Consider the following 10,451-nt stretch of genomic DNA (forward strand, 5'->3'; position numbering starts at 1 on the left):
CGGGAGCTGGGATACTGAGGGCGTGACGACGCAGCCCCAGCCCCGTCCGGACAGCACCGGACAGGCGGCTCCGGCACCCAGGCCGGCCAAGTCCCGGTTGCTGCACGACGGGCGCGACATGTTCTGGTCGATGGCGCCGCTGGTGGTGGCCTGCATCGTGCTGGCCGGTGTGCTCGGGATGTGCTCGTTCCAGGCCTCCGGGCCGGGCCCCGGTCCGGCGCCGTCGTACGACGCGGCGGCCGCGCTGCGGGCCGACGCCGACGCGCTGAAGATCCCGATCCGGGTGCCCGCCCTGCCCGAGGGCTGGCAGTCGAACTCGGGCAGCCGGAAAGGCATCGACGACGGGCGCACCGATCCGGCGACGGGCCGCCCGGCGCGCGCTGTCAGTTCCACGGTCGGCTACCTGGCGCCCAGCGGCATGTACCTGAGCCTGACCCAGAGCAACGCCGACGAGGACAAGCTGGTCGGCTCGATCAATCCCGACGTGGTGCCGACCGGGGTACAGGACGTCGACGGGATCCGGTGGGTGGTCTACGAGGGCAGCGACTCCGACGGTGAACCCGCCGAACCGGTGTGGACGACACGGCTGGCCGGCCCGACGGGGATCGCGCAAGTCGCGCTGACCGGCGCCGCGGGTACCGATGAGTACCGTACGCTTGCGGCGGCGACGCAGACCGCCTCGCCGCTGCCCGTCAAGTAGGAGCACGCGTGACCGGTTCGACGAGATTGAACCCACGCAGGTCGCTTCTCGCACTTTCTCTGCCTGGTTTCAATCACAGCAATGAGCGGACTACAGGAGCGCCATGACCGCAGAGGATCCCGCGGCACCGAAAGCTGACGTCGCCGCCGGGGCGGCTCCGGAAGCCGACCTCACGGGCTGGGCCGTGTCGGGGTTCTCGGCGGCCGGCTACACGCACGACGTCTATCGCCGCGGCGAGGGCCCGGGCGTCGTCCTGATTCCGGAGATGCCCGGCGCGCACCCCGGGGTGTTTGCGCTCGGTAACCATCTGGTGGACAACGGGTTCACGGTCGCGATCCCGTCGCTGTTCGGCACGCCCGGCGCGCCCGCCATGCGGCCGGGTGCGGTGCCGGTCATGCTGCGCGGTTGTGTGGCAAAGGAATTCGCTGCGCTGGCGACCAACGCCGACCGGCCGGTTGCGCACTACCTGCGCGCGTTGGCCCGCGACCTCAACGAGAGCACGCCGGGCAAGGGCGTCGGGGTGATCGGCCAGTGTTTCACCGGTGGCTTCGCTTTGGCCGCCGCCGTCGACGACAGTGTGCTCGCGCCGGTGCTGAGCCAACCGTCATTGCCGCTTCCGTTGACTCCCAAGCAACGACGAGATCCGGGGCTCTCCGAGGCCGAGCTGCGAATCGTGGAGCGACGCGCCGCCGACGACGGGCTGTGTGCGCTGGGGCTGCGCTTCTCCGAGGACCCACTGGTACCCGCCGCGCGGTTCAAGACACTCAATGACCGGCTCGGCGACGCGTTCGAGGTGATCGAGATCGACTCGCGCAAGGGCAACGAGCACGGGTTCGCCAAGACCGCGCACTCGGTGCTGACGCTGGAACTGCGCCAGCACGAAGGTCATCCGACGGACGTCGCCCTCAAGCGTGTGGTCGCGTTCCTCAAGGAGCGGCTGGCTTAGCCTCGCTCTTCTCGTCGGCCGCCTTGACTCGGTCGCGTGCCTCTTTGAGGCGGCGGCCCAACCACCACAACGGGTTTCGTCGCTTGGGCTTCTCGTCGTCGGCGTCGGGTCGCTCCAGCGGTACACCTTTGTACACCGACAGGTAGACGCTGATCGTCGTGACGATGACGATCATCAGCACCGGTCCGATCACGATGCCCCACGCGCCGAACATACTGATGCCCGCGAACACCGCGAGCAGCATCAGCGCCGGGTCCAGCCGCGCTGCGCGTGGCACCAGGATCGGCCGCAGGAAGTTGTCGATGTTGGTGACGACGATGAGATGGAATAGCACGACGAACGCGCCGCCGAAGACGTTGCCGAACAGGATCATTCCGATCCCGAACGGGATCGTGACGATGCCGCCGCCCAAGGGGATCACCGACAGCGCGGACAACAGCACCGCGAACAGGAAGAAGCCCTGGTGGAAGCCGGCGATGTAGATCGACGCCGCACCCGCGACGCCCTGGCAGACCGCGATGACGAACTGACCCATCACGGTGCCCTTGACCATCGCGCCCATCTTCGCCATGTAGAGGTCGGTGACCTCCTCACCGAGCGGATTGAGCTGACGGATGATCCGCAGCACCTGATCGCGGTTGACGAGCAGCGAGATGAAGACGTACAGGAAGAGGATCAACGCGGTCACCGCGCCGAAAACTCCGCCCGCGGCGCCTTGCAACAGCCCGAGCAGCCAGTGGCCGGCCTCCTGTGCCACCTTCGTCATCGACCCCTGCAGGGACTGCGGGGTGACGGTGGTGTCGACGTAGGGCACCCGGGCCAGCAGGTCGTTGACGGCCTGCAGCGCGCGATCGCCCAGTGTCGACAGATCGGTGCGGCCCACCCATTCGGCCACCCGGTCCACCATCGTCGTGATCTGCACGACCGCCAGGAACACGAACAGGCTCACCGGCACGATCACCGCGGCGATCGCGGCCAGCAACGTCACCGTCGCCGACAGCCCGCTGCCGAGTCGCTTGTTGAGCCGCCGGTAAAGCGGCGAGAACAGGTAGGCCGCCACCGCTGCGACTACGACCAGGATGAAGTAGCCGCGCAGGAAGTACGCGCCGAACACGATCGCGACGCCGGTCGCGACGGCCAGCGCCCGCTTCTGGGTGGGCGTGAATTCGGTGTCCATCGACGCTATGTCTACAGCGTGTCGGCCCTGGCCTGAGCTTGTTTGGCGCGCTGGTCCGCGATGAACCGCATGGAGACGCGGTTCATCAACCGCGGCGCGAGCCGGGCGAACAGCCACTGCGCATGGGCGATCCGCGGCTTGACCAGGATCGGCTTGTTCTTCTCGACGGCGCGCAGGACGTCCAGGGCGAGCCGGTCGGCGTCGTACGGTTTACCGCCCTGCGCGGGCAGGAAGTAGTCGCGGCCGACGAATCCGCCGATCGCGCCCTTGTCCAGGATCGGCGTCTCCACCGCGGCCGGGCAGACCACCAGCACCCCGACGCCGCGTGCGGCGGCTTCCGATCGCAGCGCCAGCGACAGCCCGACCACGGCGTGCTTGGTCATCACGTAGCTGGTGACCTGGCCTGCGGCGGTCAACCCGGCCATCGATGCGGTGTTGACGATGTGGCCGTGCCCTTGGCGCACCATCAGCGGGTAGGCGGCGGCGACGCCGTGCACCACGCCGCGGATGTTGACGTCGATGATCGCGTTCCACTGGTCCAGCGTCAGCAGTTCGGTGTCGCCGCCCCACACGATGCCGGCGTTGTTGAACATCAGGTCCAGCCGGCCGGCACGGTTCACCACGTCGTCGACGGCGGCCTGCACCGCCAAGGCGTCGGTGACGTCGAGGCGCGCCGCGCGGGCCTGCTGCCCGAGGCCGGCCGCCGTACGTTCGGCGGCGTCGCCGTCGATGTCGGTGCACACCACGTCCGCGCCCGCACCGACGAGCGCGCGGCACAGCGCCGCGCCGATGCCGGAGCCCGCCCCGGTGACGATCGCCTGCTTACCCACGAAAGTCACTGCGCCTCCGCCAGTTTCGTGACGTGCCCCAGCACGTCGGGATACTTCTTCAGGTGTGCGCCGCCGTTGAGGTCGAGCACCTCGCCGGTCAGCCAGGACGCCTTGGGTGAGCACAGGAACACCACCGCGTCGGCGATCTCCTCCGGTTGACCCGCGCGGCCGAGCGCGGTGTTGTCGACGTAGTCCTCGACGAGGCCCGGAATCAGTGACGATCCTTCGGTCAGCGGGGTCTCGACGAAGCCGGGGGAGACGGCGTTTACCCGGATGCCGCGCGGACCCATCTCGAGCGCGGCCACCTGGGTCAGCATCGACAGCCCCGCCTTGGCCGAGCAGTACGCGCTCATGCCCACCGCCGGCTGTCGACCGTTCAGCGAGCTGATCGACACGAGCGAACCGCCCTCTCGCAGCTTGTGTCCGGCGTACTTGGCGACGATGAACGCACCGTTGAGGCAGACGTCGACCACGGAGCGGAACTCCGCCACGGCCAGATCGGTGATCAGCCCGAGGCTGCCGAAACCCGCGCAGTTGACCACGATGTCGAGCGGGCCGGCCGCATCGAACAGCGCCTGCACCGAGGCCTCGTCGGTGACGTCGACGTGCGCGGCGCTGTGTGGTTCGCCGAGTTCGGCGGCGCGCTCTTGTGCGCCGTCGAGGTTACGGTCGGCGAGCGTGACGCGGTCGCCCTCGGCGGCGAGTGCCTTGGCGGTGGCCCAGCCGATGCCCGACGCGGCGCCGATCACCACTGCCTGCCTGGCGGCTTGCCCGTTGCTCATACAGTTGGCCCTTCGACGGCGAAGTGGAACGTGTTCGAACCTAGCGGTTCGCGCTCAGCCGAGTGCACTCAGTCAGCGCTTGACGCAGCGAAAGCCGATGTGGCTCATCCCGGTGTCGACGGGTTGGGGTCGCCGCGCGGCCGGACGGTAGCGCCGGCAGTAAGAGTCGGCGCACAGGAATGACCCGCCCTTGACCACCCGGCGCGGCACACGGAACTGCGGCTGGTGCGGATCGTAACTCTCCGTCTCGCAACAGCTCGCGCCCGATGGTGTGTCGCTGTAGAAGTCGGTGGTCCACTCCCATACGTTGCCTGCCATGTCGAACAAGCCATAACCGTTGGGCGGAAACACGCCCACGGAAGTGGTTCGGCCGTAACTCTTCTCGGGCCGCCACGGAAAATCGCCGTGCCAGTAGTTGGCGAGTTGTTCGCCGGGTTGCTCGGGTTCGTCGCCCCAGCAGTACGTCGCACCGGTGAGTCCGCCGCGCGCGGCGACCTCCCATTCGGCCTCGGTCGGCAGCGCCGTGCCCGCCCACTGCGCATACGCTTCGGCGTCTTCGTAGGCCACATGCACCACCGGATGATCGGCCCGCTTGTCGATCGACGACAGCGGACCGACCGGATGTCGCCACGACGCCCCGGGCGTCCACGTCCACCACGAGTTGAGGTGCCGCAGGTCGACCGGTCCACGTGTCCGATGGAAGACCATCGATCCTGGCTGCAGGTTCTGCTCGGGTGCATCGGGAAACATGGCGGGGTCGACGGGGCGTTCGGCGACCGTGACATAGCTTGTCGCGGCTATGAATTCGGCGAACTGCACATTGGTCACCTGATGACGCGCTATCCAGAAGCCTTCGACGCTGACTTCCCGCGCGGGCGCCTCTTCGGGGTAGTGCCCGTCGGAGCCGATGACAGTGGTCTGCGGTGGAATCCAGACGAGGTCAGTCACCGAAGATCGTCGTCCAGTCGTTCTTCATGCTGACGACGGTCCAGCCGTCGTTCTCGGCCAGGCCCAAAGCCTTCTCCGCGCCTGCGGTGTAGTCGAATTCGCGCTCGGCGTCGTCGTGCAGCACCAGCAGTCGTAGGCCGCGGGTGAACTCCAGCATCTCGATATCGCCGTTCGAATTGCCTGCAGCGAAGATCGGGCGACGCCCCGTACGGCCCCAGATCCGCACGCTTGACCGGTCCGTCGTCGAGAAACTCCGGGCGGTTCGTCGTGCGCAGGTCACCGTCGACGAAGTCGAGGCCGACCGAGCTGCCGATCACACGCTCGGGCGGAATCCCGTACATCGCAGGAGTGACCGGTCGCATGAAGTCGCGCCCGCCGCCCGACGCGATGTAGGTGGTGAAGCCGTTGTCCTGCAGGTAGCGCAGCAGCTCGATCATCGGTGTGTACCCGCAGGCCGTGTAGGGCCGGTCCAGCGTCGGGTGCCGAGCCGAAGCGAAGAACGACTTCACGCGCTCGGCGTGCTCCTCGACGGTCAACCCGGCGAACGCCGAGAGAATCCCGCCGGCAAGCACTTTGAGTTCGGAGTCGTCGCCGTTGTAGTGCTTGGTGACCGCGTCGCCGAACCACTTCAGATCACCCGTGGCCGCAGCCTGGTACGGCTGGCGGTCGGCCAGCGCCGGATCGGCTCGGGCCTGCTCGGCCATCCGGCGTACGAGGAAGTCGAGCTGGATGTACGCCGGCTTCTCACACCACAGCGTGCCGTCGTTGTCGAAGACGGCAATGCGGTCCTCGGGCGGGACATCGTCGACGGTGCGCTGGACGAACTCGACGATCGCCGACTTGGTGGGCCCGTCAGTCCACGACTGGAGCATCTAGTCCTTCGCCAGGAAGTCGTTCAGTTTGGCCACGGCGTGGTTGATCGTGAACGACGCGGCCTCCTGCCGCGGTGGGAATTCTCTGAATGTCTCCACGAACTGTGTGACGATTCCGCTGCCGTAGAACGCGATGAAGTCGTGGTCGAGCCACCAGTCGTAGTACGTGTTCGACGTGATGTCGGCCCGCTCGAACGGGTCGGTCCGCAGGTTGAAGATCTTCGGTGCCCGCAGTGGTGTGAAGGGTTCCATCCAGATCTGCAGGGTGCCCGCACAGCGCTGTTCCTGGAAGACGACTTTCCAGTTGTGGAACCGGAATCCGAGCACGTCGCAGTCGTCGGAGAAGTAGATGAAGCCCTTACGCGGGCTCTCGTCGACTTCGCCGGTCAGGTACGGAAGGAGGTTGAACGCGTCGAGGTGAACCTTGAATTCTTTGTCGCCGACCTTGTGCCCCTTCTTGAGCTTTTCGACGATGTCGGGTTCGCCCGCTGCGGCGAGGAAGGTCGGGAACCAGTCGTGATGCTGAATGATCTCGTTGGAGACGACACCCGCGGGAATCTTGCCCGGCCACCGGATCAGCTCCGGAATCCGAAATGCGCCTTCCCAGTTGGTGTTCTTCTCGCTTCGGAACGGTGTCGTCGCACCGTCCGGCCAGGTGTTGGCGTGCGGTCCGTTGTCCGTCGAGTAGATCACGATGGTGTCGTCGGCGATGCCGAGTTCGTCGAGGGTGTCGAGAAGCCGGCCGACATGGCCGTCGTGGTCGATCATCGTGTCGTGATACGGCGACTGCCACAGCCCCGCCTGGCCGACTGATTCGGGCTTCGGGTGGGTGCGCAGGTGCATGTGCGTGGTGTTCATCCATACGAAGAACGGGGTGTCGGCCTCGGCCTGGCGTTTTATGAAGTCGATGCAGGCGTCGGTGGTCTCGTCGTCGATCGTTTCCATCCGCTTCTTGGTCAGCGGACCGGTGTCCTCGATGCGCTGCTTGCCCACGGGGCCGAATTTCGGATCGTCGGGTTCGGTCGAGACCTCGTCGAGCGCCCACGACTTGATCACCCCGCGCGGCAGGTTGGACTGGTGCAGTCGGGGAAACTGGTCGCTGCTCGGGTAATCCGGCAGCTCCGGTTCCTCTTCGACGTTGAGGTGGTAGAGGTTGCCGAAGAACTCGTCGAAGCCGTGCGCGGTCGGCAGGTACTTGTTCAAATCGCCGAGGTGATTCTTGCCGAACTGTCCGGTCGCATAACCCAACGGCTTGAGGCATTCGGCGATTGTCGGGTCTTCAGCCTGGAGCCCCACATCCGCACCGGGGAAACCGACCTTGCTCAAACCAGTACGGTAGACGCTTTGTCCTGTGATGAACGCTGCGCGACCGGCGGTGCAGCTTTGCTCACCGTAGGAGTCGGTGAACCGCATGCCCTCGTTGGCGATGCGATCGATGTTCGGCGTGCGGTAGCCCATCAAGCCGTCGCTGTAACAGCTCAGGTTCGTGATGCCGATGTCGTCGCCCCAGATGACCAGGATGTTGGGTTTGTCGTTGGGCATCGCGACTCCTCGCGGTCGTTCGGACGTCTCGACAGAAAGCCTAGGGCCGCAATCGTTGTCGGTCAGGGGAATCGACTGCATCGACGTGCTCGCGCACCAGGGCCGGGAAGCGGCCGCGGTCGGGACGGAATATGTCGTGCGGCGAGTCGGCGAACACGTGGAGGCGGGCCGCCGGGAACAGCCGTCGGTAGCGGTCCCACACGGCGTCGTCGATCAGCGGGCTGTTCGGGCTCCGCACCACCAGCAGGGGCGGCTGCCATCTCGCCAGCCGGTCCCAGAACGACTGGCGCCGTGCCGCGCGAAAGATCTCGACGCCGGCGTCTCGATTCACGCGCTCGTGCACAGGGGTGCCGCGCCAGCGGCCGTCCAGCAGGAACGTCGAGACCTCGTCCGGCAGCGTGATCTCCTCGGGCACGTAGTCGCCGATCGACACCGAGTGGACACGCGGGCAGTGCTGCAGCGCCCAGATCAGCGCGTACGGTGTACCGCGTGAGAACGTCACGAGGTGCACCGGCCCGTCGGTGACCGCATCGACCACAGCGCCGACATCGGAGGCGAGAGTCGCTGAGTCGTAACCGTTCTCCGGTGCGCTGCTTCGCCCGTGCCCGCGCAACTCGACCACCGCCGTCCGCCGGCCGAACAGAGGCAGGACCTCGAGGTAGTCGTCGGCGGTGTCGGTGAAACCGGGGACGAAGATGATCGGCGCGCCGGAGTCGTCGCCGCCCGTGTCGACGAAGTGCAGCCGCACCTCACCGTTGGTGGTGAACCGCGACCGCGTCATCGCCTGTAGAAGTTAATCGTCGACACCCTCGAGTGTGAAGCCACGGCGAAATTGGACGCAGATTTGCGCCATGGCTTCACACTCGATGACGACGAATCGTCCACCGGCGCACGGTAGCCGCGTCGGTGGTCAGCCTTCCGGTGCGGCCGCCGTGATGCTGACTGCCGGTTGCTTCGACGCGCTCTCCATCTTGCGGTACAGGTCGACGTAGTAGGGCAGACAGTCGGCCATCGCCTGCTCGGTTGTGAACCGCGGCCGGTAGCCGAGGTCGCGCTCGGCCTTGGCAATGGAGAAGTAGTTGTCGAGGTAAAGCCGTTCCACGCTGAGCGGTTCGATCATCGGCTTGGGCAGCTTGAGCTTGAAGTGCAGCCACTGCCACACGGTCATCACGAACCATACGAGCCGGCCGGGCACCCGGAAGTTCGGATACTTCTGACCGCACGCCTCGACGACGGGGCGCGAGAACTCGAACATGTTGATCGGCTCGCCGTCGTTGATGAAGTATGCCTGCCCGGGTGCCGAGCCGCCGGGCACCAGGTGCTGGGCGGCGAGGATGAAACCGTGAATGAGGTTGTGCACGTAGGAGTTGTCGAGCTTGACGTTCTTACTGCCGACGAGCACTTTGACGTGTCCGGCGAGCACGCTCTCGAACACCTTGCGGAACATCGTCTGGTCGCCGCGGCCCCAGATCCCACTGGGTCTGATCGAACACGTCAGCATCCCGCCGACACCGTTCTGCGCCAGTACGAACTTCTCGGCGGCCACCTTGGTCTCGGTGTAGAGATCGTTGAAACGTTCGGTGTAAGGCAGGGTTTCGTCGCCACCCGAGATGCGCTTGCCGCCCATCACGACGCTGTTGGAGGCCGTGTAGACGAACCGCTTGACGCCTGCCTCCCGCGCCGCGCGCACCAGGTTCTCGGTGCCGGTGACGTTGATCGCGAAGCTTCGTTTGCGACTTTCCTTGCTGACCGCTCGTCCGCCGGTCAGGTCGATGATCGCGGCGGTGTGAAAGACGGTGTCGACATCGGCGACGGCCGCCTCGACGGTCTCCGCGTCGCAGATGTCGCCTTCGAGTACTTCGAGCGCCGGATGGGCCGGTAGCGGGGAGGGGGCCCGGTCGAAGGAGCGGACGTGATGTCCCCGCTCGAGAAGTTCGGTCACCAGGTTGGCCCCGACGAACCCGGAACCGCCCGTGACGAGCACCCGGCCGAGTTCAGTGGTCAGTGTTGCGTCACCCATGCGAGGCAGCATAACTGAAACGTGTTACAGTTTCGACCCCCTGTGGCCCGGATAGTTCCCGGCTCAACTTTTTTCCGGCTCTTTGGCGGCCAACGCATCTTCGATCCGCTTGCGCGCCCCAGCTAAGTGTTCCTCACACCGTTTAGCCAGTTCTTCGCCTCTTTCCCAGAGTTTCAGCGATGTGTCGAGGTCCAGTCCGCCCTGCTCCAACTGCTGGACCACGGCCATGAGTTCTTCTCGTGCTTCTTCATAACCCAATTCACTAATGGGCTTCACTTCGCCGTCCCTTCCGGCCCCTCGCTGAGCGCGGTGATCGCACCGTCGGCCACCCGGACCCGCAACCGCGTGCCCGGTGGAGCGTCGCCCGTCGCGCGTAGGACCGCGGCCGCGGGCAACGTCTGTACCACGGCATAACCGCGCGCGAGCGTCGCCGCCGGGCCCAATGTGGTCAGGCGCGCCGACAGGTGACCGATGTGATGAGTCTGGGATGTCACCAGCTGGGTGATATCCCGGCGGGCCGCTGCGCGGGCGCGGTGCACCTCATCTGCGCGCGCGGTGATGGCGGCCAGCGGCTGAGCCAGTACCGGCCTGCTGCGCAACTGGGTGCACCGCGAGGAAAGCGTCATCGACCAGT

The 10,451-nt window shown here is 66.3% G+C and carries 11 protein-coding genes and 1 pseudogene; 2 read left to right on the plus strand and 10 right to left on the minus strand.

Going from position 1 to position 10,451, the window contains the following annotated elements:
- The first annotated feature begins 22 nt into the window (after positions 1–22).
- Complete coding sequence (locus A5663_RS00825) at positions 23–700, plus strand: DUF4245 domain-containing protein (protein ID WP_068143009.1); 678 nt, start codon at positions 23–25, stop codon at positions 698–700.
- A gap of 103 nt (positions 701–803) precedes the next feature.
- A complete protein-coding gene (locus tag A5663_RS00830; RefSeq protein WP_068143010.1) occupies positions 804–1,646 on the plus strand; it encodes a dienelactone hydrolase family protein in 843 nt (280 codons plus the stop codon).
- Here the strand turns inward: A5663_RS00830 and A5663_RS00835 are convergent.
- The 10 genes and pseudogenes from A5663_RS00835 to A5663_RS00875 form a co-directional block, all read right to left on the minus strand.
- Positions 1,627–2,823: an AI-2E family transporter gene (locus A5663_RS00835; RefSeq protein WP_068143011.1), complete on the minus strand. Its 1,197-nt coding sequence runs from the start codon at positions 2,821–2,823 to the stop codon at positions 1,627–1,629. The two genes, A5663_RS00830 and A5663_RS00835, sit on opposite strands and share 20 nt — an antisense overlap.
- 11 nt (positions 2,824–2,834) lie before the next feature.
- A complete protein-coding gene (locus A5663_RS00840) occupies positions 2,835–3,662 on the minus strand; it encodes an SDR family oxidoreductase (RefSeq protein ID WP_068143012.1) in 828 nt (275 codons plus the stop codon).
- The gene (locus tag A5663_RS00845) at positions 3,659–4,435 is read right to left on the minus strand and encodes an SDR family NAD(P)-dependent oxidoreductase (RefSeq protein ID WP_068143013.1); all 777 of its coding nucleotides are present in this window, start codon (positions 4,433–4,435) and stop codon (positions 3,659–3,661) included. Before A5663_RS00845 ends, A5663_RS00840 begins: the two co-directional genes overlap by 4 nt.
- A 72-nt stretch (positions 4,436–4,507) precedes the next feature.
- Positions 4,508–5,383, minus strand: coding sequence for a formylglycine-generating enzyme family protein (locus A5663_RS00850; protein WP_068143014.1), 876 nt, complete (start codon positions 5,381–5,383; stop codon positions 4,508–4,510).
- Positions 5,376–6,255 (minus strand): annotated as a pseudogene (locus tag A5663_RS00855) (HAD family hydrolase). Before A5663_RS00855 ends, A5663_RS00850 begins: the two are co-directional and overlap by 8 nt.
- Positions 6,256–7,797, minus strand: a complete 1,542-nt coding sequence (locus A5663_RS00860; protein WP_068143015.1) for an arylsulfatase — start codon at positions 7,795–7,797, stop codon at positions 6,256–6,258. It lies immediately after the preceding pseudogene.
- A gap of 40 nt (positions 7,798–7,837) precedes the next feature.
- Positions 7,838–8,578, minus strand: coding sequence for an alpha/beta fold hydrolase (locus A5663_RS00865; protein WP_068143016.1), 741 nt, complete (start codon positions 8,576–8,578; stop codon positions 7,838–7,840).
- 129 nt (positions 8,579–8,707) lie between these two features.
- Complete coding sequence (locus tag A5663_RS00870; RefSeq protein ID WP_068143017.1) at positions 8,708–9,817, minus strand: NAD-dependent epimerase/dehydratase family protein; 1,110 nt, start codon at positions 9,815–9,817, stop codon at positions 8,708–8,710.
- A gap of 63 nt (positions 9,818–9,880) precedes the next feature.
- Complete coding sequence (locus tag A5663_RS22420; RefSeq protein ID WP_082973871.1) at positions 9,881–10,093, minus strand: exodeoxyribonuclease VII small subunit; 213 nt, start codon at positions 10,091–10,093, stop codon at positions 9,881–9,883.
- Positions 10,090–10,451, minus strand: a 362-nt coding sequence (locus A5663_RS00875; RefSeq protein WP_304443144.1) for an exodeoxyribonuclease VII large subunit, incomplete at its 5' end; no start/stop codon positions are given. The genes A5663_RS22420 and A5663_RS00875, both read right to left, overlap by 4 nt.

The organism is Mycobacterium sp. E740, from assembly GCF_001672895.1.
Classification (GTDB): domain Bacteria; phylum Actinomycetota; class Actinomycetes; order Mycobacteriales; family Mycobacteriaceae; genus Mycobacterium.

Coding starts and splice junctions, on each gene's coding strand:
- A5663_RS00830 (WP_068143010.1), top strand. CDS start 804: ATGACCGCAGAGGATCCCGCGGCACCGAAAGCTGACGTCGCCGCCGGG.
- A5663_RS00835 (WP_068143011.1), bottom strand. CDS start 2,823: ATGGACACCGAATTCACGCCCACCCAGAAGCGGGCGCTGGCCGTCGCG.
- A5663_RS00845 (WP_068143013.1), bottom strand. CDS start 4,435: ATGAGCAACGGGCAAGCCGCCAGGCAGGCAGTGGTGATCGGCGCCGCG.
- A5663_RS00860 (WP_068143015.1), bottom strand. CDS start 7,797: ATGCCCAACGACAAACCCAACATCCTGGTCATCTGGGGCGACGACATC.
- A5663_RS00865 (WP_068143016.1), bottom strand. CDS start 8,578: ATGACGCGGTCGCGGTTCACCACCAACGGTGAGGTGCGGCTGCACTTC.
- A5663_RS00870 (WP_068143017.1), bottom strand. CDS start 9,817: ATGGGTGACGCAACACTGACCACTGAACTCGGCCGGGTGCTCGTCACG.